Annotated in this window: 23 protein-coding genes and 1 tRNA gene; 18 read left to right on the top strand and 6 right to left on the bottom strand. The window is 53.3% G+C overall.

Translation table 11 applies throughout. The annotated features are described in order from the left end of the window. Nucleotides 1-4: 4 nt before the first annotated feature. Entirely contained in the window at nucleotides 5-1,606 is a 1,602-nt protein-coding gene (locus V6E55_RS06495; RefSeq protein ID WP_316942411.1) for a gamma-glutamyltransferase family protein, read from the top strand. A 40-nt stretch (nucleotides 1,607-1,646) separates the two neighbouring features. Here the strand turns inward: V6E55_RS06495 and V6E55_RS06490 are convergent, their stop codons facing one another. Both V6E55_RS06490 and fadE read right to left on the bottom strand, forming a co-directional pair. After that, a complete protein-coding gene (locus tag V6E55_RS06490) occupies nucleotides 1,647-2,417 on the bottom strand; it encodes an amidohydrolase (RefSeq protein WP_049007181.1) in 771 nt (256 codons plus the stop codon). A 108-nt stretch (nucleotides 2,418-2,525) separates the two neighbouring features. Continuing rightward, the gene (gene fadE, locus V6E55_RS06485; RefSeq protein ID WP_316942406.1) at nucleotides 2,526-4,970 is read right to left on the bottom strand and encodes an acyl-CoA dehydrogenase FadE; all 2,445 of its coding nucleotides are present in this window, start codon (nucleotides 4,968-4,970) and stop codon (nucleotides 2,526-2,528) included. 239 nt (nucleotides 4,971-5,209) lie between these two features. Here fadE and lpcA point away from each other — a divergent pair, with 239 nt between their 5' ends. Continuing rightward, nucleotides 5,210-5,788, top strand: coding sequence for a D-sedoheptulose 7-phosphate isomerase (gene lpcA, locus V6E55_RS06480; protein WP_010427884.1), 579 nt, complete (start codon nucleotides 5,210-5,212; stop codon nucleotides 5,786-5,788). Nucleotides 5,789-5,834: 46 nt separating this feature from the next. Further along, nucleotides 5,835-6,602: a class II glutamine amidotransferase gene (locus V6E55_RS06475; RefSeq protein ID WP_114977837.1), complete on the top strand. Its 768-nt coding sequence runs from the start codon at nucleotides 5,835-5,837 to the stop codon at nucleotides 6,600-6,602. Here the strand turns inward: V6E55_RS06475 and dpaA are convergent. After that, nucleotides 6,573-7,313 carry a peptidoglycan meso-diaminopimelic acid protein amidase gene (gene dpaA / locus V6E55_RS06470; RefSeq protein ID WP_114977838.1) on the bottom strand — a complete coding sequence of 247 codons (741 nt, stop codon included), beginning with the start codon at nucleotides 7,311-7,313 and terminating at the stop codon, nucleotides 6,573-6,575. The two genes, V6E55_RS06475 and dpaA, sit on opposite strands and share 30 nt — an antisense overlap. 298 nt (nucleotides 7,314-7,611) lie before the next feature. Here dpaA and V6E55_RS06465 point away from each other — a divergent pair, with 298 nt between their 5' ends. The 8 genes from V6E55_RS06465 (at nucleotide 7,612) to dinB (ending at nucleotide 14,819) form a co-directional block, all read left to right on the top strand. Continuing rightward, nucleotides 7,612-8,955 carry a Na(+)-translocating NADH-quinone reductase subunit A gene (locus V6E55_RS06465; protein ID WP_129996629.1) on the top strand — a complete coding sequence of 448 codons (1,344 nt, stop codon included), beginning with the start codon at nucleotides 7,612-7,614 and terminating at the stop codon, nucleotides 8,953-8,955. Nucleotides 8,956-8,958: 3 nt separating this feature from the next. Beyond that, nucleotides 8,959-10,194 carry an NADH:ubiquinone reductase (Na(+)-transporting) subunit B gene (locus V6E55_RS06460; protein WP_316942405.1) on the top strand — a complete coding sequence of 412 codons (1,236 nt, stop codon included), beginning with the start codon at nucleotides 8,959-8,961 and terminating at the stop codon, nucleotides 10,192-10,194. Beyond that, nucleotides 10,187-10,981 carry a Na(+)-translocating NADH-quinone reductase subunit C gene (locus V6E55_RS06455; RefSeq protein WP_129996627.1) on the top strand — a complete coding sequence of 265 codons (795 nt, stop codon included), beginning with the start codon at nucleotides 10,187-10,189 and terminating at the stop codon, nucleotides 10,979-10,981. The genes V6E55_RS06460 and V6E55_RS06455 overlap by 8 nt, the downstream gene beginning before the upstream one ends. Further along, nucleotides 10,974-11,612: an NADH:ubiquinone reductase (Na(+)-transporting) subunit D gene (locus tag V6E55_RS06450; protein ID WP_114977842.1), complete on the top strand. Its 639-nt coding sequence runs from the start codon at nucleotides 10,974-10,976 to the stop codon at nucleotides 11,610-11,612. Before V6E55_RS06455 ends, V6E55_RS06450 begins: the two co-directional genes overlap by 8 nt. Before the next feature lie 6 nt (nucleotides 11,613-11,618). After that, entirely contained in the window at nucleotides 11,619-12,215 is a 597-nt protein-coding gene (gene nqrE / locus V6E55_RS06445; RefSeq protein ID WP_114977843.1) for an NADH:ubiquinone reductase (Na(+)-transporting) subunit E, read from the top strand. 10 nt (nucleotides 12,216-12,225) lie between these two features. Then, nucleotides 12,226-13,449 (top strand): NADH:ubiquinone reductase (Na(+)-transporting) subunit F, encoded by a 1,224-nt coding sequence (nqrF, locus tag V6E55_RS06440; RefSeq protein ID WP_114977844.1) that lies wholly within the window; start codon nucleotides 12,226-12,228, stop codon nucleotides 13,447-13,449. 2 nt (nucleotides 13,450-13,451) lie between these two features. Next, nucleotides 13,452-13,652, top strand: a complete 201-nt coding sequence (gene nqrM / locus V6E55_RS06435; protein ID WP_114978089.1) for a (Na+)-NQR maturation NqrM — start codon at nucleotides 13,452-13,454, stop codon at nucleotides 13,650-13,652. Nucleotides 13,653-13,760: 108 nt separating this feature from the next. After that, nucleotides 13,761-14,819: a DNA polymerase IV gene (dinB, locus tag V6E55_RS06430; protein ID WP_316942404.1), complete on the top strand. Its 1,059-nt coding sequence runs from the start codon at nucleotides 13,761-13,763 to the stop codon at nucleotides 14,817-14,819. A 54-nt stretch (nucleotides 14,820-14,873) separates the two neighbouring features. On the opposite strand, the gene pepD is transcribed toward dinB, so the two are convergent. Then, nucleotides 14,874-16,331, bottom strand: coding sequence for a cytosol nonspecific dipeptidase (gene pepD, locus V6E55_RS06425; protein WP_114977846.1), 1,458 nt, complete (start codon nucleotides 16,329-16,331; stop codon nucleotides 14,874-14,876). Between the two features lie 260 nt (nucleotides 16,332-16,591). On the opposite strand from pepD, the gene gpt reads away from it, so the two are divergent. The 3 genes from gpt (at nucleotide 16,592) to crl (ending at nucleotide 18,860) form a co-directional block, all read left to right on the top strand. Further along, nucleotides 16,592-17,050: a xanthine phosphoribosyltransferase gene (gene gpt / locus V6E55_RS06420; RefSeq protein ID WP_003863205.1), complete on the top strand. Its 459-nt coding sequence runs from the start codon at nucleotides 16,592-16,594 to the stop codon at nucleotides 17,048-17,050. A gap of 106 nt (nucleotides 17,051-17,156) precedes the next feature. Then, nucleotides 17,157-18,401: an esterase FrsA gene (frsA, locus tag V6E55_RS06415; RefSeq protein ID WP_114977847.1), complete on the top strand. Its 1,245-nt coding sequence runs from the start codon at nucleotides 17,157-17,159 to the stop codon at nucleotides 18,399-18,401. 57 nt (nucleotides 18,402-18,458) lie between these two features. Continuing rightward, nucleotides 18,459-18,860 carry a sigma factor-binding protein Crl gene (gene crl, locus V6E55_RS06410; RefSeq protein ID WP_114977848.1) on the top strand — a complete coding sequence of 134 codons (402 nt, stop codon included), beginning with the start codon at nucleotides 18,459-18,461 and terminating at the stop codon, nucleotides 18,858-18,860. 95 nt (nucleotides 18,861-18,955) lie between these two features. Here crl and phoE read toward each other — a convergent pair whose 3' ends face one another. Then, the gene (gene phoE, locus V6E55_RS06405) at nucleotides 18,956-20,008 is read right to left on the bottom strand and encodes a phosphoporin PhoE (protein WP_316942403.1); all 1,053 of its coding nucleotides are present in this window, start codon (nucleotides 20,006-20,008) and stop codon (nucleotides 18,956-18,958) included. Between the two features lie 304 nt (nucleotides 20,009-20,312). On the opposite strand from phoE, the gene proB reads away from it, so the two are divergent. The 4 genes from proB to V6E55_RS06385 all read left to right on the top strand — a co-directional run bounded on the left by proB (nucleotide 20,313) and on the right by V6E55_RS06385 (nucleotide 23,593). Continuing rightward, nucleotides 20,313-21,416, top strand: a complete 1,104-nt coding sequence (gene proB, locus V6E55_RS06400; protein WP_023334621.1) for a glutamate 5-kinase — start codon at nucleotides 20,313-20,315, stop codon at nucleotides 21,414-21,416. A gap of 11 nt (nucleotides 21,417-21,427) precedes the next feature. Then, entirely contained in the window at nucleotides 21,428-22,681 is a 1,254-nt protein-coding gene (proA, locus tag V6E55_RS06395) for a glutamate-5-semialdehyde dehydrogenase (RefSeq protein WP_129996623.1), read from the top strand. Between the two features lie 111 nt (nucleotides 22,682-22,792). After that, nucleotides 22,793-22,868, top strand: a tRNA-Thr gene (locus tag V6E55_RS06390). 566 nt (nucleotides 22,869-23,434) lie between these two features. Next, nucleotides 23,435-23,593 carry a hypothetical protein gene (locus V6E55_RS06385; RefSeq protein ID WP_316942402.1) on the top strand — a complete coding sequence of 53 codons (159 nt, stop codon included), beginning with the start codon at nucleotides 23,435-23,437 and terminating at the stop codon, nucleotides 23,591-23,593. A gap of 42 nt (nucleotides 23,594-23,635) precedes the next feature. Here the strand turns inward: V6E55_RS06385 and V6E55_RS06380 are convergent, their stop codons facing one another. After that, nucleotides 23,636-24,016: a hypothetical protein gene (locus V6E55_RS06380; RefSeq protein WP_129996616.1), complete on the bottom strand. Its 381-nt coding sequence runs from the start codon at nucleotides 24,014-24,016 to the stop codon at nucleotides 23,636-23,638. Nucleotides 24,017-24,099 lie beyond the last annotated feature (83 nt).

Here is a 24,099-nt window from a genome sequence, read left to right as displayed (position 1 = left end):
CATGATGACCAAAGCGCTTGATTTCACTTCCGGTTATGATTCACGACGCCCACCGATGATGGGGTATAACGCTGTTGCGACCTCGCAGCCGCTGGCGGCACAGGCGGGCATGAAGATGCTGCAGCTGGGCGGGAATGCCGTTGATGCGGCCGTTGCTACGGCGATGGTGCTGACAGTGGTCGAGCCCACCGGGAATGGTATTGGTAGCGATGCCTTTGCCATTGTCTGGGATGGGGAAAAGCTCCACGGTCTTAATGCATCGGGCCGCTCACCTGCCAGCTGGCATGCCGATCTATTCGCTGGCAAAACCGCGGTACCGGAAATTGGCTGGGATGCAGTGACGGTACCGGGTGCGGTATCCGGCTGGGTCGCACTGGCGGAACGCTTCGGCACACTACCGCTGACCACGCTGGCACAGCCTGCCATTGATTACGCGCGCAACGGTTTCCCAGTCTCCCCGCTGATTGGTCATCTGTGGCAACGCGGCTATAACAAGCTGAAAGATCAGCCGGGCTTTAGCGCCTGCTTCGCCCCGGAAGGTCGTGCACCGCGCGTGGGGGAAATCTTCCGTAACCCGGCGCAGGCAAACTCACTGGAGCTGATTGCCAAAACCAATGGCGAAGCGTTTTATCGTGGCGAGCTGGCGCAGAAAATTGCCGCTTTTGCCAAAGAACATGGCGCACATCTTACTGCCGACGATCTGGCAAACCATCGCGTAGACTGGGTTGAACTGTTGTCGTGCGATTTTGCGGGCGGTTCGGTGCAGGAGCTTCCACCCAATGGCCAGGGGATCGCCACGCTGATTGCGCTCGGCATTCTGGAACAGTGCGGCATTGAGAAATATCACCCGGATTCCGTGCAGTCTCTGCATCTCTCCATCGAGGCGATGAAGCTGGCGCTGGCGGATCTCGACCGCTACGTGGCGGATGAAGAACACATGGAATTCGCTGCCAAAGCGCTGCTGAGCGATAGCTATCTGAAATCGCGGGCTGCGTTGATCGATCAGGATAACGCCTCTGATTTCGTCTATGGATCGCCGACGCAAAGCGGCACGGTCTACATCAGCACCGCGGACGCCAGCGGGATGATGGTCTCGTTTATTCAGTCCAACTATATGGGCTTTGGCTCCGGAATTGTAGTGCCTGACACGGGGATCAGCCTGCAAAACCGGGGCTGTGGTTTTTCGCTGGATCCGAATCACCCGAACGCGCTGGCGGGTGGCAAACGTCCGTTCCACACCATTATTCCTGGCTTTGCGATGGACGGTAATGGAAAACCGCTGATGTCTTTCGGCGTGATGGGCGGGCCAATGCAGGCGCAGGGGCACATGCAAATGGCGTTACGCATCATGCTGCACGGGCAAAACCCGCAGGCGGCAATTGATGCCCCGCGCTGGCGCGTGGTGCAGGGCAGGGAGGTGATCGTTGAGTCGACGTTCGATCGCAATACGATTGCCGCGCTGCGCGAGCGCGGACATCAGATCGTGGTGGAAGATCCGCTTCAGGATTACAACTTCGGCGGTGCGCAGGTGATTTACCGTCTGCCGGAAGGGCACTACGTGGCCGCGACGGAAAGCCGAAAAGACGGGCAGGCGCTGGTGAGTTAATGTTTTATCCTCCCTCTCCCTTTGGGAGAGGGGGAAAATTTCAGCCAATGCTAAACGGATCCGCATCCTGCCATGCCGGAAACTTCTCCCGGTACTCCTGCAACGCCGTCAACGACAGCTCCGCATCAATGCGCGTCGCCTGATGCGGCTCGGCGGTGGCAATGATCTCACCCTGCGGATTCACCACCCGGCTGTCGCCACGGTAGTGATGCCCGTTGCCGTCAGTCCCCACGCGGTTACAGCCCACCACGTATGCCTGGTTTTCAATCGCGCGAGCCACCAGCAGCGACTGCCAGTGCAGGGAGCGTGGCGCAGGCCAGTTGGCGACATACAGTGCTACGTCGTAATCGTTGCGGTTGCGTGACCACACCGGGAAGCGCAGGTCATAGCAGACCAGCGGCAGAATACGCCAGCCGCGCCATTCAAACACCACGCGCTCATTTCCGGCTTCATAGTGATGATGTTCATCCGCCATACGGAACAGATGGCGTTTGTCGTAAAAATGCACTTTCCCTTCTGGCTCAACCAGCAGGAAGCGGTTCACCGGCCCGCGCTCGGTTTGCAGGGCGGCGCTGCCCGCAATCAGCGCGTTGGTCTGCTGCGCTTTGGCATGCATCCAGGCAACCACCTCTTCCTGCGGCATCGACTGTTTAGCCGCTTCCATCGCGAAGCCGGTGGTGAACATCTCCGGCAGGACAATCACATCACGCCCGGTAATACCTTCCAGTTGACGATCAAAGTGACGCAGGTTGGCGGGGCCATCCATCCACACTAACGGTTGCTGCAAAATCGAAATCTTCAGACCAGGCACAATTCAGACTCCTCAAACGACCACTTTTTGACACTGTAGCACGACATAACGAGAAAATGTGGCAATAAAAAACCCCGCGCAGGGCGGGGTTCGTGCAAGCGAAACGCGTTACGCAGCTTCAGGTTTGCTGTGTTTCTCCGGCAACTTTACTGGCTGCGTCGCCAGCTCGTCCGGTTCGAAATCATCCACGTTAATACTGCGCAGACGGCTCTCTTCAGCTTTCACCAGCAGGGCAGCTTCATCTTTATTGATAATGCCACCTTCGAGTGCCTGTTTTGCCAGTTCGTCCAGACGGGTAAACGGCAGGTTTTTGCCCAGCTGTTTGCAGATCTTCTGGTGAATTGGATCGGCAGCCATTACGTCCAGCAGCGCCTCTTCCAGCAGACCCACCGGGTTATGCGGGGTTGGAGCCAGATACTGACCACGACCGATACGTGAACGGGTTGCGCTCGGGACCTGCAGGATCTTCGCTACTTTGTGATCCAGCTTGTCGGATGGTGCCTGGTGATGACGACCGGTCGGGAAGATCACCACGCGCAGGGCCCCAGCCACAAAACGGTTCGGGAAGTTCGCCAGCAAATCGTCAATAGCCTGTTCTGCCTGATACATCGCATCCTGTACGCCCCAGTGGACCAGCGGCAGATCCGCTTCCTGACGACCTTCATCGTCGTAGCGCTTCAGGACCGCAGAGGCCAGGAACACCTGACTCAGCACATCTCCCAGACGAGCAGAGATACGTTCGCGACGCTTCAGGCTACCACCCAACACCGCCATAGAAACGTCAGACAGCAGAGCCAGGTTAGCGCTCAGACGGTTCAGCTGTTGATAGTAACGTTTCGTCGCATCACCGGTTGGCGTAGCGCTGGTACGGCCATTGGTCAGACCGAGCCAGAAGCTGCGCATCTTATTGCTACCCACATGACCGATATGTTTGAACAGCAGCTTATCGAAGGCATCTACGTCGTTGTTCTGCGCAGCGGCCATCTCTTCCAGCACGTATGGATGGCAGCGAATGGCACCCTGACCGAAGATCATCATGCTGCGGGTCAGAATATTCGCCCCTTCAACGGTGATCGCGATAGGCGCACCCTGATAACCACGGGCGAGGAAGTTGCCTTCACCGAGCATAATGCCTTTACCGCCCGCGATATCCATCGCATCAATGATCGACTGCTGCGCACGGTGGGTACAGTGGTACTTCACAATCGCGGACAGTACGGCTGGTTTCTCGCCCAGCATAATGCCGTAGGTAATCAGGGTGGCGGCAGCATCCATCACATAGGCGTTACCCGCGATACGTGCCAGCGGCTCTTCAATACCTTCCATTTTGCCGATGGAGATTTTGAACTGACGGCGGATGTGAGCGTACGCACCAATTCCCATCGCCACAGATTTCAGACCACCGGTGGAGTTTGACGGCAGGGTAATACCGCGACCTACAGACAGACATTCCACCAGCATGCGCCAGCCCTGACCGGCCATTTTCGGACCACCGATGATGTAATCAATCGGTACAAAGATATCCTGGCCGCGCGTTGGACCGTTCTGGAACGGTACGTTCAGCGGGAAGTGACGACGACCAATTTCAACGCCTGGGGTCGAGGTTGGGATCAGGGCACAGGTAATGCCCAGATCTTCTTCGTTGCCCAGCAGTTTTTCCGGGTCAGAGAGTTTAAACGCCAGACCCAGCACGGTGGCAATAGGCGCCAGAGTGATATAGCGCTTGTTCCAGGTCAGGCGCATGCCGAGAACCTGCTCGCCCTGCCACTCACCCATGCAAACCACGCCGGTATCCGGAATCGCGCCCGCATCGGAGCCTGCTTCCGGGCTGGTTAGCGCGAAGCAAGGGATTTCCAGACCACGTGCCAGACGCGGCAGGTAGTGATCTTTCTGCTCTTCCGTACCGTAATGCTGCAGCAGTTCGCCCGGGCCTAAGGAGTTAGGTACGCCGACAGTGATGGCCAGGATCCCAGAGACGCCAGCCAGTTTTTGCAGGACACGAGCCTGAGCGTAAGCGGAGAATTCCAGACCACCGTACTCTTTCTTGATGATCATCGCGAAGAAGCGATGTTCTTTCAGGTACGCCCACAGTTCTGGCGGCAGATCGGCCATTTCATGGGTGATGGCGAAGTCATTTGCCATACGACACGCTTCTTCCACGGGGCCGTCAATAAAGGCCTGTTCTTCAGCAGTCAGACGTGGCTGCGGGTAGTTATGCAGCTTTTTCCAGTCCGGGTTGCCCTGGAACAGGTCGCCTTCCCACCAGGTCGTGCCGGCATCAATCGCTTCTTTTTCAGTACGCGACATTGGCGGCATCACTTTGCGGAAACCTTTGAACACCGGTGCAGAGATCATGGATTTACGCATCGGGGCAAAGTTAAACGGCAGAAGAATGATGGCAAGAGGGACTAAAAGCCAGATATTCCAGAGACCTGCGACGCCAAGCGCAGCCGTCCAGGCCAGAAGAATCAGGCTGCTCAGGAATAAACTTACACGGTGATAGAACAACACACCGAGCAGAACAACGGTTGCGAGAATGCTCAAAATCATCATAAAGAAAAGCTCCCTTGCTTGTAGGAGGTCTGACCACTTGTGATGATATGGTTGTAGTTGATGTTATTTCCTTTAGCAATGTGTTTACAAAATAATTACAACCTGGTTCACATTGTTCGTGTCTTAACGGGCACGAAAACGCAAAACGCCGGGCGATTCGTATGGCTTTAGCTTCTCGCTTTTCCCGCTATCCGGTACACTCCACTGTGTTATTTCATCAATACTGAAGGATTATCCTCATGTACCAGGATCTTATTCGTAACGAACTGAACGAAGCGGCGGAAACGCTGGCTAACTTTCTGAAAGATGATGCCAATATTCACGCTATTCAGCGCGCGGCGGTCCTGCTGGCCGACAGTTTCAAAGCCGGGGGCAAAGTGCTCTCATGCGGTAACGGTGGCTCCCACTGTGACGCCATGCACTTCGCAGAAGAGCTGACCGGGCGTTATCGCGAAAACCGTCCGGGCTACCCGGCGATTGCGATCTCTGATGTGAGCCACATCTCCTGCGTAGGTAACGACTTTGGTTACGACCACATTTTCTCCCGCTACGTTGAAGCGGTCGGTCGTGAAGGCGACGTGCTGCTGGGTATCTCTACCTCTGGTAACTCCGGTAACGTGATCAAAGCGATCGCTGCCGCGCGCGAAAAAGGGATGAAAGTCATCACCCTGACCGGTAAAGATGGCGGTAAGATGGACGGTACGGCGGATGTTGAAATCCGTGTTCCGCACTTCGGTTATGCTGACCGCATTCAGGAAATTCACATCAAAGTGATCCATATCCTGATCCAGCTGATCGAAAAAGAGATGGTTAAGTAAGACTTCGCTGGGGGCTGAAATGCCCCCGCTGTTGTGGAGGTGATGTATGTGCGAATTGCTCGGGATGAGCGCCAATGTGCCAACCGATATCTGCTTTAGTTTCACCGGGCTGGTTCAGCGTGGTGGAGGAACCGGGCCGCATAAAGACGGCTGGGGCATCACTTTTTACGAAGGCAAAGGGTGTCGCACGTTCAAAGATCCACAACCCAGCTTTAACTCACCGATAGCTAAACTGGTGCAGGACTATCCCATTAAATCCTGTTCGGTGATTGCCCACATCCGCCAGGCAAACCGCGGCGAAGTGGCGCTGGAAAATACCCATCCGTTTACCCGGGAACTGTGGGGCCGTAACTGGACCTATGCGCACAACGGTCAACTTACGGGCTATAAGTCACTGGAGACGGGTAATTTCCGCCCGGTCGGCGAAACCGACAGTGAGAAAGCCTTCTGCTGGCTACTGCACAAGCTGACGGAGCGCTATCCCCGCACGCCCGGTAACATGACCGCTGTGTTTAAATACATCGCGACGCTGGCGTCGGAGCTACGCGAAAAAGGCGTGTTTAACATGCTGCTCTCTGACGGGCGTTATGTGATGGCGTTCTGCTCTACAAATCTGTTCTGGATCACCCGTCGTGCACCCTTTGGCGTTGCGACGCTGCTCGATCAGGATGTGGAGATAGACTTTCAGAAGGAGACCACACCGAATGATGTGGTCACTGTTATTGCAACGCAGCCGCTGACGGGCAACGAAACCTGGCAAAAAATTATGCCAGGCGAGTGGGTGCTATTTTGTCTCGGGGACCGTGTAATTTGACGCCAGCTGTGGATGGACGACTTCGTGGCTCAGCGGTTTGCTGACCACGTAACGGCCATCTACGATAGAGACTACCGGCGGCTTGTGGGTTTGCTCAAAGTAGTCGTAACCGGGTTTCAGCTGTTTCCAGAAGTCCGCGTAGTAAGAGTACTTGTGGCGTGCCATGTTGGCATCGGTCATGCGGAACGGATAGATGCTGACCTGAACGTTAGGTTGCCCAAAGACCAGCGCACCCGTCACGAACTGGAAAATCTCATCAATGCCGGAATCGGTCATCGCATAACAGCCGATAGACACGCAGGCACCGTGGATCATCAGGTATTTACCTTCATAACCGTGAGCACGGTCATAGGCATTCGGGAAGCCGATGTTAATGGCTTTATAGAAGCGGCTGTCAGGTTTGAGCTGGTTACGCTGAACGCTGTAAAACCCTTCCGGACTTTTGAAATCGCCCTGACGCTGTTTTGGCCCCAGCCCGCCGGAGTAGTTACAAATTTTGTAGCTATCAAGCAGCTGATAAGTCTCGCCCATTTTTACAAACAGATCGAGAGTGCGCTCTTCCTTGAAGATCTGAATATAAACCGGCGATCCCATTAACTGCTGTTTATATTCTTTGCTGATCGGCGTCGTTGAGCTGTTACTGCTGAGCAGCCCGGCAAACGACATGCACGGCATCAGAAGCATCGCAATGAACAATGCGATTTTACGCATACTACTAGTTCCTTGATAAAACTATGACCAACTTGCCAGGACGGCAAAAGAGACCCGAAATCAGATTATTCTGTTAGGAGCGCTCACATTAGCACCGCCAGAGATTTTCGCAAGAGCCGGGCGGTGAGTTTACAAATTAGTTTTACTTTATAAACCATCACAATCACGTTTGCGCCAGGAACTTTGCGTAATACCTCGCACTTTGGCGTAAGCAAACGCGGATTTCGTCCCCGACAAAAGGCGAAAATGGTACACTCCACCCCTTCTGGATTGTTGTTCATGGAAACCTGCTAACCACATGTTTAAAATCAAAAAAGGACTTGAACTGCCGATTGCAGGCGTGCCAGTGCAGCACGTTTCGACAGGCGCAAGTGTTCGTCATGTCGCCATTTTGGGCGACGACTATCTGGGAATGCGTCCTTCTATGCTGGTACAGGAAGGCGATCGTGTTATCAAAGGCCAGGTGCTCTTTGAGGACAAAAAAAATCCTGGCGTCATGTTCACGGCACCCGCAAGTGGCACCGTGGTGGCGATCAATCGCGGCGAACGCCGTATTCTGCAGTCGGTGGTTATCCGCATTGAAGGCGATGAGCAGTGCGAATTTGCTCATTACGATGCCGCAGACCTCGCATCGCTAAGCCGTGACGCTGTTCAGGCTCAGCTCCTGGCGTCCGGTTTATGGACCGCGCTTCGCACGCGTCCCTTCAGTAAATCACCTGTTCCGGGTACGGAACCGGCCGCTATTTTTGTTACGGCAATCGACACCAACCCGCTCAGCGCAGACCCGCAACCGGTGATTCTGGCTCAGCGAAAAGCCTTTGATGCCGGGCTGACCATTTTAACCCGTCTGACGTCAGGGAAGGTCCATGTCTGCCAGTCTGGTGGCGGTAAGCTCGGTGGGCACCCACAGGGGCAGGTGACATTTAATGAGTTTGCGGGCCCACATCCCGCGGGTCTGGTCGGGACGCATATTCACTTTCTTGAGCCCGTGAGCCTGACGAAACAGGTCTGGCACCTGAATTATCAGGACGTCATTGCCATCGGTAAGCTGTTTACCACGGGTGAACTCTGCGCTGAACGGGTGATCGCCATCGGCGGGCCGCAAGCGGCCAACCCGCGTCTGGTGAAAACGCTGCTGGGTGCAGATATTAATGAACTGCTGGTGGGGGAAATAAAAGAGGGTGAAAACCGCCTGATCTCTGGCTCGGTGCTCAGCGGCCGTCATGCCGTGAATGCGCACGCTTATCTGGGGCGTTTCCATCTGCAGGTCAGCATTGTGCAAGAAGGACGCGAGAAAGAGCTGTTCGGCTGGGTTCTTCCGGGAGCCGATAAGTATTCCGTGACCCGCACAACGCTTGGGCACTTCCTGCGCCACAAACTCTTTAATTTCTCGACCAGCACGAATGGTGGAGAGCGCGCGATGGTACCCATTGGCAACTACGAACGCGTCATGCCACTGGATATTCTGCCGACCATGCTGTTGCGCGATCTGCTCGCCGGAGATACCGACAGCGCGCAGGCATTGGGTTGCCTGGAGCTGGACGAAGAAGATCTGGCGCTTTGTACCTATGTTTGTCCGGGAAAATACGAATACGGACCCGTATTGCGCGAGGTGTTAACCCGCATTGAGCAGGAAGGATAACCGATGGGCTTAAAACACCTCTTTGAAAAAATTGAGCCGCACTTTACTGAAGGGAAGCTCAAAAAGTACTACCCGTTATATGAAGCGACGACGACCATTTTCTACACACCGGGGCTGGTGACGAAGGGGGCGGCGCACGTTCGTGACGCTATCGACCTGAAGCGAATGATGATCCTTGTGTGGTTTGCGGTCTTCCCTGCCATGTTCTGGGGCATGTACAACGTAGGGCTGCAGACCATTCCTGCCCTGCATCATCTGTACGATGCTCAGCAACTGGCGCAGGTGATCCAGTCTGACTGGCACTACCGTCTGGCGCAGTCGCTGGGCGTGAGCTTTGCGCCAGACTCGGGCTGGGTCAGCATGATGACGCTGGGGGCGGTGTTCTTCCTGCCGATCTACATCACGGTATTTATCGTGGGTGGCTTCTGGGAAGTGCTGTTTGCCATCATTCGTAAACATGAGATCAACGAAGGCTTCTTTGTTACTTCCATTCTTTTTGCCCTGATTGTCCCGCCAACGTTACCGCTCTGGCAGGCCGCGTTGGGGATCAGCTTTGGTGTGGTCATTGCGAAAGAGATCTTCGGGGGGACCGGGCGTAACTTCCTCAACCCAGCGCTAGCGGGACGTGCGTTCCTGTTCTTTGCCTATCCCGCGCAAATCTCCGGCGATCTGGTATGGACGGCGGCGGATGGTTTCTCCGGTGCGACACCACTGTCTCAGTGGGCGGCACATGGGGGCGAAACGCTGGTTAACAACGCGACAGGCCAGCCTGTTACCTGGTTTGATGCCTTTATTGGCAACATACCGGGCTCCATTGGGGAAGTCTCTACGCTGATGATTTTGCTGGGTGGTGCGATCATACTTTTCGGTCGCGTGGCCTCCTGGCGGATTGTTGCCGGTGTGATGATCGGCATGGTGCTGACCGCCACGATGTTCAACATGATCGGTTCGACTACCAATCCGATGTTCTCCATGCCCTGGTACTGGCATCTGGTGTTGGGGGGCTTCGCATTCGGCATGATGTTTATGGCGACCGATCCCGTCTCTGCCTCGTTTACTGATAAAGGTAAATGGAGCTATGGCGTGCTCATTGGTGCGATGTGTGTCCTGATTCGTGTGGTCAACCCGGCGTATCCGGAAGGGATGATGTTGGCCATTCTGTTTGCCAACCTGTTTGCGCCACTTTTCGATTATCTGGTCGTGCGCGCCAACATTAAGCGGAGGAAGGCGCGTGGCTGAAATCAAAAATAACGACAGCATCGGTAAAACGCTGCTGGTGGTGCTGGTGTTGTGTCTGGTCTGTTCCATTGTGGTGGCCGGTTCTGCCGTGGGGTTAAAGCCGCGACAGCAGGAGCAGCGCGCACTGGATAAACAGCGCAATATCCTGGCTGTCGCCGGGTTGATGCAGGAAGGAATGAGTGCAGACGATGTCTCTGCAGTCTTTGCTGAGCGCATTACCGCGCGTCTGGTGGATTTAAAAACCGGGCAACTGCTGGATAAAGATCCGGCGAAATACAACCAGTCGCTGGCATTAAAAGACCCGCAGATGAGCCTGACGCTGGACGCCTCACAGGATCCGGCTGGTATCAAGCGTCGCAGTAATCTTGCTGAAGTCTATCTCGTGCGCGATGAACAAAAACGGGTGCAGGAAGTGGTAGTGCCTATCTACGGCAACGGTCTGTGGTCGATGATGTACGCCTTTGTGGCGCTTGATACGGATGGTCGCACTGTGAAAGGCATTACGTACTATGACCAGGGCGAAACGCCGGGGCTCGGCGGTGAAGTAGAGAACCCTAACTGGCGGGCACAGTTTGTCGGCAAGAAAGTGCTCGACGATAACGGTCTGCCTGCGCTGAAGGTAATGAAAGGGGCTGCTCGTCCCGGTGACGACTACGCCGTCGACGGGCTTTCCGGTGCCACGCTCACCTCAAAAGGTGTGCAGCACAGTTTTGATTTCTGGATGGGCGAACTGGGCTTTGGTCCTTTCCTGAAAAACGTACGTGAAGGAGCGCTGAACAATGGCTGATACCGGTGAACTGAAAGAAGTCAAAAAGGTGCTCATTGGCCCGTTGCTCGCCAATAACCCGATCACGCTGCAGGTACTGGGTGTCTGTTCAGCTCTGGCGGTGACGACCAAGCTGGAAACGGCGGTAGTGATGACGTTGGCAGTAACGCTGGTCACCGCGTTTTCCAGCATGTTTATCTCCATGATCCGTCACCACATTCCCAACAGTGTGAGGATCATTGTGCAGATGGCGATCATCGCCTCGCTGGTGATCGTGGTCGATCAGTTACTGCGCGCCTTCGCCTATGAAACCTCAAAACAGCTTTCGGTATTTGTTGGTCTGATTATCACCAACTGTATCGTGATGGGACGTGCAGAAGCCTACGCCATGAAAATGCCGCCGCTGGCGAGCTTTATGGATGGCATCGGCAACGGCCTTGGTTATGGTGTGATCTTGCTGACCGTGGGGTTCCTGCGTGAGTTGATTGGCAGCGGTAAGCTGTTTGGCATCACGGTGCTGGACACGGTGCAGAACGGCGGCTGGTATCAGCCAAACGGCCTGTTCCTGCTGGCACCCAGCGCATTTTTCATTATCGGTTTGCTGATCTGGCTTATTCGTACGCTGAAGCCAGAACAGCAGGAAAAGGAGTAACCGACAATGGCTCATTACCTGAGTTTATTTGTGCGTGCGGTGTTTGTTGAAAACATGGCGCTCGCGTTCTTCCTCGGCATGTGTACGTTCCTTGCCGTGTCCAAAAAGGTGTCGACGGCATTTGGCCTGGGCGTAGCGGTTACCGTGGTGCTCGGCTTATCGGTGCCGATCAACAACCTGGTATACAACTTTGTGCTGCGGGATAGTGCGCTGGTAGAGGGGATCGATCTCAGCTTCCTGAACTTCATCACCTTTATAGGTGTGATTGCGGCGCTGGTGCAAATCCTTGAGATGATCCTCGATAAGTATTTCCCGTCACTCTACAACGCGCTGGGGATCTTCCTGCCGTTGATCGCGGTGAACTGCGCCATCTTCGGCGGCGTCTCGTTTATGGTTCAGCGTGATTACAACTTCAGTGAATCTGTGGTGTACGGTTTCGGTTCTGGCATTGGCTGGATGCTGGCGATTGTCACCATGGCGGGGATCCGCGAAAAAATGAAATATGCCAACGTGCCTGCAGGCCTGCGTGGCTTAGGGATCACCTTTATCACCACCGGACTGATGGCATTGGGGTTTATGTCCTTCTCCGGTGTGCAGCTATAAGGGCTAACTGATGGAAATTATGCTTGGCGTGGCGATGTTCACGCTGATTGTACTGGTGTTATCAGGGCTTATTCTGGTGGCACGTGCGAAGCTGGTGAATTCCGGCGACGTGGTGATTGATATTAACGACGAGCCGCAGAACCAGATCCGCACACCCGCCGGAGATAAACTGTTGAATACGCTCTCCGGCAACGGGATCTTTGTCTCTTCGGCCTGTGGCGGTGGTGGCTCCTGCGGGCAGTGCCGCGTTACGGTGAAAGAGGGCGGAGGAGATATCCTGCCAACCGAACTGGCACATATCACAAAGCGTGAGGCAAAAGAGGGCTGCCGTCTGGCCTGCCAGGTCGCTGTACGTCAGAACATGAAAATAGAGCTGCCGGAAGAGATCTTTGGCGTTAAAAAATGGGAATGTGAGGTTATCTCTAATGATAACAAAGCCACGTTTATCAAAGAGCTGAAGTTGCGGGTGCCTGAAGGCGAGAGCGTTCCGTTCCGGGCGGGGGGCTATATTCAGATTGAGTGCCCGGAACACACCGTGGCATATGCTGACTTCGATGTCCCGCATGAATACCGGGCCGACTGGGACAAGTTCAATCTTTTCCGCTTTGTGTCGGAAGTGAAAGAGCCAGCGCTTCGTGCTTACTCCATGGCTAACTACCCTGAAGAAAAGGGCATCATCATGCTTAACGTGCGTATCGCCACACCGCCTCCGGCGGTACCGCATGCGCCGCCAGGGATCATGTCATCGTATATCTGGTCTTTAAAGCCGGGCGACAAGGTAACTATCTCCGGTCCCTTTGGTGAGTTCTTTGCGAAAGAGACGGAAGCCGAAATGGTGTTTATCGGTGGTGGCGCAGGTATGGCGCCGATGCGTTCGCACATTTTCGACCAGCTCAAGCGGCTTAGCAGTCAGCGTAAAATCAGCTTCTGGTACGGGGCGCGTTCGCTGCGTGAGATGTTCTACGACGATGAGTTCGAACAGCTGGCACGTGAAAACCCAAACTTTACCTTCCATGTGGCGCTCTCCGATCCGCAGCCGGAAGATAACTGGACTGGCTATACGGGCTTCATCCACAACGTGCTGTATGAAAACTACCTCAAACAGCATCCTGCGCCGGAAGACTGCGAGTTTTATATGTGTGGCCCGCCAGTAATGAACGCCGCAGTCATTAAGATGCTTAAAGATCTGGGCGTGGAGGATGAGAACATCCTACTGGACGATTTTGGAGGCTGATGATGCTGACGTTCCTGGCAACCTTTGTGGTTTTCGTGCTTGTTATCCTCGGCATGTCGTTAGGCTGGATCATTAAGCGTAAAAGCATTCAGGGGAGTTGCGGCGGTATTTCTTCCATTGGCATGGAAAAAGTCTGTGATTGCCCGGAGCCATGCGATGCCCGGAAAAAAAGAATGGCCCGCGAACAGCACCGTATTATCTAAATTTTTACAGGCCGGGTAAGGCAAAGTCGCCACCCGGCATTTTTACATCTGCTTCTCAATCCTCATTTATTTACTGTATACTTATCCAGTGATGAGTGAGGACTTACTATGCGCAAAATAATCCATGTTGATATGGACTGCTTTTTTGCCGCAGTGGAGATGCGTGACAATCCGGCGCTGCGGGATATTCCCATAGCCATTGGCGGCAGCCGCGTTCAGCGTGGTGTCATCAGCACCGCCAACTACCCTGCGCGCAAATTTGGCGTGCGTAGCGCCATGCCTACCGCAATGGCCCTGAAGCTTTGTCCTCATCTTATTCTTTTACCTGGTCGCTTCGAGGCTTACAAAGAGGCCTCAATTCATATTCGGGAAATCTTCTCCCGCTACACCTCTCTGATCGAACCGCTGTCGCTGGACGAAGCCTATCTTGATGTGACCGACAGCGTACACTGCCACGGCTCAGCAACCCTGATGGCACAGGAAATCCGTCAGACCATCTTTAAAGAGTTAAATCTTACCGCGTCGGCAGGAGTCGCTCCGGTGAAATTTCTTGCCAAGATAGCCTCTGATTTAAATAAGCCCAATGGCCAGTATGTCATCACGCCTGAAGATGTGCCTGCGTTCTTAAAAACGTTGCCGCTTGGCAAAATACCTGGTGTGGGAAAGGTGTCCGCTGCAAAGCTGGAAAGTATGGGATTACGGACATGTGAAGATGTGCAGCGAAGCGATCTGGCTATGCTACTTAAGCGGTTTGGAAAGTTTGGGCGCGTGCTGTGGGAGCGCAGCCAGGGGATTGACGATCGCGATGTGAACAACGAACGGCTACGGAAATCCGTTGGTGTTGAGCGAACGCTGATTGAAGATATTCATGACTGGTCTGAATGCGAAACCATCATTACGGAACAGCTCTATCCTGAGCTGGAGCGACGCTTGCTCAAGGTGAAACCGGATCTGCTCATTGCCCGTCAGGGTATCAAATTAAAATTCAACGACTTCCAGCAGACCACGCAGGAACATGTCTGGCCGCGTCTGAATAAAGAGGATCTCGTTGCGACGGCGAAAAAGGCATGGGAAGAACGAAGAGGAGGGCGAGGGGTGAGGCTGGTGGGATTGCACGTCACGCTGCTGGATCCGCAGTTAGAGCGACAGCTAGTATTAGGGTTGTAGATTGTTTTAATCGTAGGCCCGGAAGCGAAGCGCCACCGGGCATCAAACGACTAATTACTTAACAGGAATTGCTTTCAGCAGCTCAGTCAGCAGCGTCCAGTAATGACCCACGCTTTCGATATGAACCTGCTCATCCGGAGAGTGTGGCCCGGTAATGGTTGGCCCGATAGAGACCATGTCCATATTCGGATACGGTTTCTTGAACAGACCACATTCCAGACCCGCGTGGATCACCTGAATGTTCGGCGTGCTGTTGAACAGACGCTGATAGGTTTCACGGACCAGTGCCATCACTGGAGAACTTGCATCCGGCTGCCAGCCCGGGTAGCTGCCTTTAGCCGATGTTTTCGCACCGGCCAGCGTGCCCAGAGATTCCAGCATGCTCACCACGTACTCTTTGCCTGTGTCGATAAGCGAACGGATCAGGCAGATGATCTCTGCACTGTCGTCACTCATGGTCACCACGCCCACGTTCAGAGAGGTTTCAACCACGCCTTTGGCCACGTCAGAGTTGCGGATCACACCGTTTGGCGTCGCATTCAGCAACTGAACGAAGGTGTCACGAGACTGGGTCGTCAGTGCAGCTTTATCCGTGGATACGGGTTCCAGCACCACGGTCAGGTTCTTCTCTTTGGCTGACAGTTCGTTTTTCAGGATATCCAGATACACGCTGGAGAGTTTTTTCAGCTCGTCAGCTTTTGCTGCCGGGACTGCCACAGTGGTGAATGCTTCACGCGGGATCGCGTTACGCAGGGTACCGCCGTTGAAATCTACCAGACGCAGATCCAGCTCAGCCGCATGGCCGGCCAGGAAGCGCGCCAGCAATTTATTGGCGTTGCCCAGGCCTAAGTGAATATCACCGCCAGAGTGACCGCCTTTCAGCCCTTTCAGCGTCAGCTTGAACGTCTGGAAACCGGCAGGAATCGCTTCGCGTGACAGCGGCAGGGTAGAGATGAAATCAATCCCGCCCGCGCAACCCATGTAGATCTCACCTTCTTCTTCTGAGTCGGTGTTGATCAGAATATCTGCCTGCAGCCAGTTTGCCTGCAGACCGAATGCACCGTCCATACCCGCTTCTTCGGTCATGGTCAGCAGCACTTCCAACGGACCATGTTCAACGCTGTCGTCTGCCAGCACGGCCAGTGCAGAGGCCATACCGATGCCGTTATCCGCACCAAGAGTGGTGCCGCGTGCTTTCACCCAGTCGCCGTCGATATAGGGCTGAATAGGATCTTTGGTGAAGTCGTGAACGGTGTCGTTGTTCTTCTGCGGCACCATGTCCAGGTGCGCCTGCAGTACAACCGGTTTGCGGTTTTCCATGCCAGCGGTTGCTGGTTTGCGGATCAGAATGTTACCAACCTGGTCACGTTCAGCATGCAGGCCTTTTTCCTTCGCCCAACCCATAATGTGTTCGGCAAGCTGTTCTTCATGGTAGGAAGGGTGTGGAATGGAACAGATTTTGGCAAAAATATCCCACAGTGGCTGCGGAGATAATTGAGACAGTTCAGACACGATAAGTCTCCTTGTCGATGCACTGCAAACAGGGTTGCAGGTCACAGGGTTAGCAGGTTAATAGTTACCACAAGTCAGACTTGCGAGATGAAACCGAGAATACCACTTTCTCCGCTGGCTGGTAGCATAAAGCATGTAAAAACTCGGGCTCAGGGCGCTAAACACTGGTTTTTAGTGCGTCAGATCTCTATAATCTCGCGCAACCTATTTCCCCCTCGAACACTTTTTAAGCCGTATAAAAACAGGCTGGGACACTTCACATGAGCGAAAAATACGTCGTCACCTGGGACATGTTGCAGATTCACGCCCGCAAACTGGCTGCGCGTCTGATGCCTTCCGAACAGTGGAAAGGCATTATTGCCGTTAGCCGCGGCGGTCTGGTACCGGGGGCGCTGCTGGCTCGTGAGCTGGGTATTCGTCATGTCGATACCGTCTGCATCTCCAGCTATGACCATGACAACCAGCGTGAGCTGAAAGTGCTGAAACGCGCGGAAGGCGACGGTGAAGGTTTCATCGTTATTGATGACCTGGTGGATACCGGTGGTACTGCGGTGGCCATTCGCGAAATGTATCCAAAAGCCCACTTCGTCACTATTTTCGCCAAGCCTGCAGGTCGCCCTCTGGTTGACGATTATGTGATCGATATTCCGCAGGACACCTGGATTGAACAGCCATGGGATATGGGCGTGGTCTTTGTACCACCTATCTCCGGTCGTTAATTCCGAACCGACATTATTTTAACGCCCGGTGATACCGGGCGTTGTTTTTTTTAGTCTGGCGCGCGTTACAATAGTCTCTATATGACGATTCATGGAGGCAACGTAAATGACGCAGGCGAATCTCACCGAGACTCTCTTCAAACCCCGTTTCAAACACCCCGAAACGTCGACCCTGGTGCGCCGCTTTAATCCGGGGACCATGCCTGCCATCCAGTCTGCATTAGACGGTAAAAACGTGCCCCACTGGTATCGCATGATTAACCGCCTGATGTGGATCTGGCGGGGTATTGACCCCCGTGAAATTCTCGACGTGCAGGCGCGGATCGTGATGAGTGACGCCGAGCGCACCGACAGCGAACTCTACGATACGGTAGTGGGTTACCGCGGCGGTAACTGGATCTACGAGTGGTCTAAACAGGCGATGCTCTGGCAGCAAAAAGCCAGCCAGGAAGAGGACGCCACGACCAGCGGGAAGCACTGGCTGCATGCTGCAAACCTTTATGGCATTGCCGCGTATCCGCACTTAAAAGGAGACGAGCTGGCTGAACAGGCCCAGGCGCTGGCGAATCGTGCCTATGAAGAGGCTGCTCAACGCTTGCCGGGGCGGATGCGCGAACTGGAATTCACCATTCCTGGCGGGGCGTCCGTTACCGGATTCCTGCATATGCCGGAAGGGGAAGGTCCGTTCCCGACCGTACTCATGTGCGGTGGGCTGGATTCACTGCAGATCGACTATTACAGCCTGTATGAGCGTTACTTCGCACCAAAAGGGATCGCGATGTTGACGCTTGATATGCCCTCAATTGGCTTCTCATCCAAGTGGAAACTGACTCAGGATTCCAGTTTGCTGCACCAGCATGCGCTTAAAGCGCTGGAGAATATTCCGTGGGTGGATCACACCCGTGTTGCTGCATTCGGTTTCCGTTTCGGGGCGAACGTCGCGGTGCGTCTGGCTTACATTGAATCATCCCGCCTTAAAGCCGTTGCGTGCCTTGGCCCGGTGGTTCATGCGCTACTAAGCGATCCCGCACGTCAGGGCAGCGTACCCGAAATGTATCTGGATGTGCTGGCCAGCCGTCTTGGCATGCATGATGCATCAGACGAAGCGCTACGTGTTGAACTCAATCGTTACTCGTTAAAAACGCAAGGTCTGCTGGGGCGTCGGTGTCCAACACCGATGCTATCGGGTTTCTGGAAAAACGATCCGTTTAGCCCGGAAGAAGAATCCCGCTTAATCACTTCGTCATCTGCGGATGGTAAATTACTTGAGGTGCCGTTCAGCCCGGTTTATCAGAATTTTGACAAAGCCTTGAAAGAGATCACGCGCTGGATCGCTCAGAGATTGTGTTAATAGATTGCTAAATTTTTCTGGTTTGGTAAAACAGTGGCTTCACAAAAGGAGATCGCAATGACGTTACCGAGTGGACACCCGAAAAGTAGACTGATTAAGAAATTTATGGCTCTTGGCCCGTATATTCGAGAAGAGCAGTGTGAAGAGAATCGCTTTTTTTTCGACTGTCTGGCTGTATGCGTCAACGTGAAGCCTGCACCCGAAAAACGTGAATTCTGGGGCTGGTGGATGGAAATGGAAGCAGAGGAAAAACGTTTTACATATAGCTACCAGTTTGGCCTGTTTAATAAAGACGGCAAATGGCAGGCTACCTCCATTAAAGATCAGGAAGTGATTGACCGCCTGGAATATACCCTGAAAGAGTTCCAGGACAAGGCAAGTGCACTGCTGGCTACTTTGGATCTCAAGTTCGAGCCAGCGGATGACTTCTCCAGCGAAGCGGTGAAGCTGACTGCCTGATGGCTTTCTCCCTCTCCTTGTGGGGGAGGGCATCATACTGCATTAATCCCGACCCAAAAAAACCGGCATTAAGCCGGTTTTTTTATTTCTCATAATCAGAACTGGTAAGTCATCCCCATGGCAACGATGTCATCGCTGCTCACGCCCAGTTTATTATTGTCATCAATCTGGTTGATTTTATAATCAACAAACGCAGACATATTTTTGTTGAAGTAATAGGTCGCGCCAACATCAATGTATTTCACCAGATCTTCGTCACCAATACCTTCGATATCTTTACCTTTAGACTGGACATAACCCAGGGAAGGACGCAGACCAAAGTCGAACTGATATTGTGCGACAACTTCAAAGTTCTGAGCTTTATTCGCAAAACCACCTGAAATTGGCGTCATATTACGAGTTTCTGAATACATTGCTGCCAGATAAATATCGTTAGCATCATATTTCAGACCGGTTGCCCACGCTTCAGCTTTGTCACCCTGGCCACGAGTCAGCAGGTTCTGAGCATTGGTGCGGTCAGAGTTGGTGTATGCGCCGCTGATGGCGAAATCGCTGCCACCGAAGTCATACGTCAGAGAAGTACCAAAGCCGTCACCATTCTGCTTCTTGGCGTCACGGTTTTCGTTTTTACCCTGGTATTGCAGCGTCATATCCAGACCATCAATCGCACCGAAGAAGTCGGTATTGCGGTATGTGGCGAGACCGCTTGCACGTTTGGTCATGAAGTTATCGGTCTGCGCGGAAGAGTCACCGCCGAACTCAGGGAACATATCGGTCCAGGCTTCCACGTCATACAGGGCACCCAGGTTACGACCGTAATCCAGAGAGCCGAAGTCTTTCAGTTTCAGACCGGCAAACGCCAGACGTGTTTTCTGAGTAGAATCGCTCTCTGCTTTGTTGCCTGAAAACTCAGCTTCCCAACGGCCATAGCCCGTCAGCTGATCGTTAATCTGTGTTTCGCCTTTAAAACCGAAACGAACGTAAGTCTGGTCACCATCTTTGGTGGCATCATCACTGATGTAGTGCATGGCTTTAACTTTGCCGTACACGTCCAGTTTATTACCATCTTTATTATAAACTTCAGCTGCGTGAACAGATGCAGAAGCCACGACGCCCATAACCACTAATGCCAGAGTGCTCTTTTTCATTTTCGATCCTGTCTTATAAACGCGCTAAAAAATTCGCTGGACGATAAGCTCATGCTTAAGTCCCGTGAAAAAACAGGAAGGGTTTTATCGTTCTGGAGTGAAACTTTTATGACAAACTAAGAATAATTTTAAAAAACTGTGATTTATTATTTCAGTAATAAAATTGTCAAACTTTGCCGCTACGCTTCCTGATCCCGAGCAATAAAGTGTTTCGTGATGTGCTATGGCAGTTGGCAACGGGGCTGACTCCTGTTAAAACGTTCGTTTGACATTACTTTCCCTTATCGTTGAACGGCAGAGAATCATGAGTGACAGCCAGACGCTGGTGGTAAAACTCGGTACCAGTGTTTTAACAGGCGGATCGCGCCGCCTAAATCGCGCCCACATTGTTGAGCTTGTACGTCAGTGCGCTCAGTTACATGCCGCAGGGCATCGTATTGTGATTGTAACCTCCGGGGCGATTGCCGCCGGGCGTGAACACCTTGGCTACCCCGAACTCCCCGCGACGATCGCCTCTAAACAGCTGCTGGCCGCCGTGGGACAAAGCCGACTGATTCAACTCTGGGAACAGTTGTTCTCTATTTATGGTATCCACGTCGGGCAGATGTTGCTGACGCGTGCGGATATGGAAGACAGAGAGCGTTTCCTGAACGCCCGCGATACCCTGCGCGCGTTGCTGGACAATAATATTGTTCCCGTCATTAACGAAAACGATGCCGTTGCCACCGCTGAAATCAAAGTGGGTGATAACGACAACCTCTCAGCGCTGGCCGCGATTCTGGCGGGTGCCGATAAATTACTGCTTCTGACCGATCAGCAGGGTCTGTTCACTGCTGACCCGCGTTCTAACCCTGAAGCTGAATTGATTAGCGATGTTCACGGCATTGACGATGCGTTGCGTGCTATCGCTGGCGACAGCGTCTCTGGCCTGGGAACCGGCGGCATGGGTACCAAGCTGCAGGCCGCTGATGTAGCGTGCCGCGCCGGTATCGACACCATTATTGCGGCGGGCAGCCGCCCAGGTGTGATTGGCGACGTGATGGAAGGTATCTCCGTCGGCACCCGTTTCCACGCGCAGGAATCCCCGCTGGAAAACCGTAAACGCTGGATATTTGGTGCGCCTCCTGCTGGTGAACTCGTCGTTGATGAAGGGGCGACAGCCGCGATTCTGGAACGAGGGAGTTCATTACTTCCTAAAGGAATTAAAAGCGTGACAGGCAACTTCTCCCGTGGTGAAGTGATCCGCATCCGTAACCTTGAAGGTCGCGACATTGCCCACGGTGTAAGTCGCTATAACAGTGATGCCTTACGCCGCATTGCCGGTCACCACTCGCAGCAGATCGACGCCATCCTCGGCTATGAGTATGGCCCGGTTGCTGTGCATCGTGATGACATGATTATTCGTTAAGGAGCCAGAAAATGCTGGAACAAATGGGCGCAGCTGCGAAAGCCGCCTCTTACAAACTGGCGCTCCTTTCCAGCCGCGAGAAAAACCGCGTGCTGGAAAAAATCGCTGATTATCTGGAATCGCAATCTGCTGAGATTTTGCGAGCTAATGAACAGGATCTGGCTGAGGCACGTGTAAACGGTCTGAGCGAGGCCATGCTTGACCGCCTGGCACTGACGCCGGCACGTCTTAAAGGCATCGCTGATGATGTCCGTCAGGTTTGCAATCTTGCCGACCCGGTTGGGCAGGTGATTGACGGTGGCCTGCTCGACAGTGGTTTACGTCTTGAGCGTCGCCGTGTGCCGCTTGGCGTAATCGGCGTGATTTATGAAGCTCGCCCAAACGTCACCGTTGATGTCGCCTCTCTGTGTTTGAAAACCGGCAACGCCGCCATTCTGCGCGGCGGGAAAGAGACCTGGCGTACCAATGCTGCGACGGTAAACGTTATTCAGCAGGCGCTGGAAGAGTGTGGTTTACCGGCGGGTGCCGTCCAGGCTATCGAGAGTCCGGACCGCGCGCTGGTGAACGAAATGCTGCGCATGGACAAATACATTGACATGCTGATCCCACGTGGGGGAGCGGGGTTGCACAAGCTCTGCCGCGAGCAGTCGACCATTCCGGTGATTACCGGCGGTATTGGCGTGTGTCATATCGTCGTTGACGACAGTGCTGAGATTGAACCGTCGCTGAAGATTATCGTCAATGCGAAAACCCAGCGTCCAAGCACCTGTAACACCGTGGAAACGCTGCTGGTACATCAGGGCATTGCGAGCACTTTCCTGCCAGCACTAAGCAAACAGATGGCACAAAGCGGCGTGACGCTGCACGCTGATGCCAGCGCTCTGGCGTTGTTGAAGGATGGCCCGGCGACTGCGGTTCCAGTAAAAGCGGAGCAGTATGACGATGAATTCCTGTCTCTGGATCTGAATGTGAAGATTGTTGCCGATCTCGACGACGCGATTGCGCACATCCGGGAACACGGTACGCAGCACTCTGACGCGATCCTGACGCGCACCCTGCGCAATGCCGATCGCTTCGTGAACGAAGTGGATTCCTCAGCGGTATATGTCAATGCCTCAACGCGTTTCACCGATGGTGGTCAGTTCGGACTGGGCGCAGAAGTGGCTGTCAGCACGCAGAAATTGCACGCGCGCGGCCCGATGGGCCTTGAAGCACTGACCACTTACAAGTGGATCGGCTTTGGTGACGATACGATTCGTGCGTAAATAATCACGGGTGATGCAAAAATAGCCGTTTGATTCAAAAGGGCATTGACGCATCACCCGGATAGATCTAACCTTTTGCCCCGTGGTTACACTCGTAACCGGCCTCTCAGGGCCGATATAGCTCAGTTGGTAGAGCAGCGCATTCGTAATGCGAAGGTCGTAGGTTCGACTCCTATTATCGGCACCATCTAAGAAAATCAATCACTTAATGTAAAAGTCTAACGAATTGTATCTTCAATTATCATCCTTGATAACACTTGGTAAACGCCTTTGCGTTGTATCGGCTCAAGGGTTGTACAACGTACTGGCGGGTAGTTACCTGGCTCAAGCCCGAACAGCATTAGAAATTTTGCCATCCCTTGAAGCTGAAAGAGTTGCCGAACTCTCTAAACACATCACTTGAACCCTTAGCGATACGTTCCGCGCTTCGTGCGGCGCTCAATGATGCTACACGTCGAGATGACGTTGCAGAGAATAAACAGGCGTAATGTTGGGAAGACTAACCGGATCGGGAAAGAATCCGGCTCTGCCACGGTTTCGATCACCGGAGTATAACGATCACCTGATAAGAGAACGTGCTAAGGCTTTACCCCCCTGCGAAGGGAGCACACTCTGCGGAAGCGCTACGCGCCGCCTTTTCTTATGTGCCAAACACGGCACGTAATGGTCATCTATTATCTGCACCATTGTAACTTTCGTTGTAATGTCTCTCTGCTGTACGTTGAGCGCTGGCAGATTCAGCGGAGGGATATCATGCCAAAAGCTAACTCAAAAGCAGCCACGAAGCGTAACAACCGAAAGATACACACTCGTAAATTCCTGGCTACGCCGGAGGGTAAATCATGGTTAGAACGCAAGACAATCGAAGAAGCTGAAATGAAGCCGGTTTCAGAGGCGAGGAAATTTATATAAAGGGGTGAGGGCATGTTGTTTGTAGGATGTGCCCCCCATTCCTCAACTTTTTTGTGCTTCCGCCGCGATTCTTACTCCACAAAGGAAATCACCAAGACCAGCCCCAACACTGGTTCCATCAGCCACATAATCACCTTTAAAAGCTAAACTTCCATCCATATAGAAAAATTTTATTTCACCATATCCATTATCACAATCTGTGTTTTTCATACTAATTTTGTAATATTCAACTTTTTTATCTGTTTTTTCATACATGAACAAAGCAGATGAATCACCTTTTACATTTCTGAATGTGCCTTTCTTGACTAAAAAAGCACCGTCTTTATTCGTCGTAACTTCAATCCAATTGGTTGAATTTTCAGCGAAGGCAAGTTGTGTAGCAAAAAGCACCGACAAGCCCAGCAAAGTGATTTTCTTAGCCATATGCGCCACTCCATTTTTTAAGAATTGTCTTAATTTTATCCTTGTTTTAAAGAACGTACAACGATAAGTCAGTATGACATTTA

This window comes from Enterobacter sp. 342 (assembly GCF_036663495.1).
GTDB lineage: Bacteria > Pseudomonadota > Gammaproteobacteria > Enterobacterales > Enterobacteriaceae > Enterobacter.
Note: the sequence above shows the minus strand (reverse complement) of the source record. Positions and strands in the feature narration are given on the sequence as shown.

What these genes read in the sequence shown, in the direction of transcription:
- V6E55_RS06460 (WP_316942405.1), top strand. Translation starts at nt 8,959, where the DNA reads ATGGGCTTAAAACACCTCTTTGAAAAAATTGAGCCGCACTTTACTGAA.
- V6E55_RS06385 (WP_316942402.1), top strand. Translation starts at nt 23,435, where the DNA reads ATGCCAAAAGCTAACTCAAAAGCAGCCACGAAGCGTAACAACCGAAAG.
- V6E55_RS06475 (WP_114977837.1), top strand. Translation starts at nt 5,835, where the DNA reads ATGTGCGAATTGCTCGGGATGAGCGCCAATGTGCCAACCGATATCTGC.
- crl (WP_114977848.1), top strand. Translation starts at nt 18,459, where the DNA reads ATGACGTTACCGAGTGGACACCCGAAAAGTAGACTGATTAAGAAATTT.
- V6E55_RS06450 (WP_114977842.1), top strand. Translation starts at nt 10,974, where the DNA reads ATGGCTGATACCGGTGAACTGAAAGAAGTCAAAAAGGTGCTCATTGGC.
- frsA (WP_114977847.1), top strand. Translation starts at nt 17,157, where the DNA reads ATGACGCAGGCGAATCTCACCGAGACTCTCTTCAAACCCCGTTTCAAA.
- V6E55_RS06495 (WP_316942411.1), top strand. Translation starts at nt 5, where the DNA reads ATGACCAAAGCGCTTGATTTCACTTCCGGTTATGATTCACGACGCCCA.
- fadE (WP_316942406.1), bottom strand. Translation starts at nt 4,970, where the DNA reads ATGATGATTTTGAGCATTCTCGCAACCGTTGTTCTGCTCGGTGTGTTG.
- V6E55_RS06380 (WP_129996616.1), bottom strand. Translation starts at nt 24,016, where the DNA reads ATGGCTAAGAAAATCACTTTGCTGGGCTTGTCGGTGCTTTTTGCTACA.
- phoE (WP_316942403.1), bottom strand. Translation starts at nt 20,008, where the DNA reads ATGAAAAAGAGCACTCTGGCATTAGTGGTTATGGGCGTCGTGGCTTCT.
- V6E55_RS06465 (WP_129996629.1), top strand. Translation starts at nt 7,612, where the DNA reads ATGTTTAAAATCAAAAAAGGACTTGAACTGCCGATTGCAGGCGTGCCA.
- lpcA (WP_010427884.1), top strand. Translation starts at nt 5,210, where the DNA reads ATGTACCAGGATCTTATTCGTAACGAACTGAACGAAGCGGCGGAAACG.
- nqrF (WP_114977844.1), top strand. Translation starts at nt 12,226, where the DNA reads ATGGAAATTATGCTTGGCGTGGCGATGTTCACGCTGATTGTACTGGTG.
- gpt (WP_003863205.1), top strand. Translation starts at nt 16,592, where the DNA reads ATGAGCGAAAAATACGTCGTCACCTGGGACATGTTGCAGATTCACGCC.
- dpaA (WP_114977838.1), bottom strand. Translation starts at nt 7,313, where the DNA reads ATGCGTAAAATCGCATTGTTCATTGCGATGCTTCTGATGCCGTGCATG.
- dinB (WP_316942404.1), top strand. Translation starts at nt 13,761, where the DNA reads ATGCGCAAAATAATCCATGTTGATATGGACTGCTTTTTTGCCGCAGTG.
- proB (WP_023334621.1), top strand. Translation starts at nt 20,313, where the DNA reads ATGAGTGACAGCCAGACGCTGGTGGTAAAACTCGGTACCAGTGTTTTA.
- proA (WP_129996623.1), top strand. Translation starts at nt 21,428, where the DNA reads ATGCTGGAACAAATGGGCGCAGCTGCGAAAGCCGCCTCTTACAAACTG.
- nqrE (WP_114977843.1), top strand. Translation starts at nt 11,619, where the DNA reads ATGGCTCATTACCTGAGTTTATTTGTGCGTGCGGTGTTTGTTGAAAAC.
- nqrM (WP_114978089.1), top strand. Translation starts at nt 13,452, where the DNA reads ATGCTGACGTTCCTGGCAACCTTTGTGGTTTTCGTGCTTGTTATCCTC.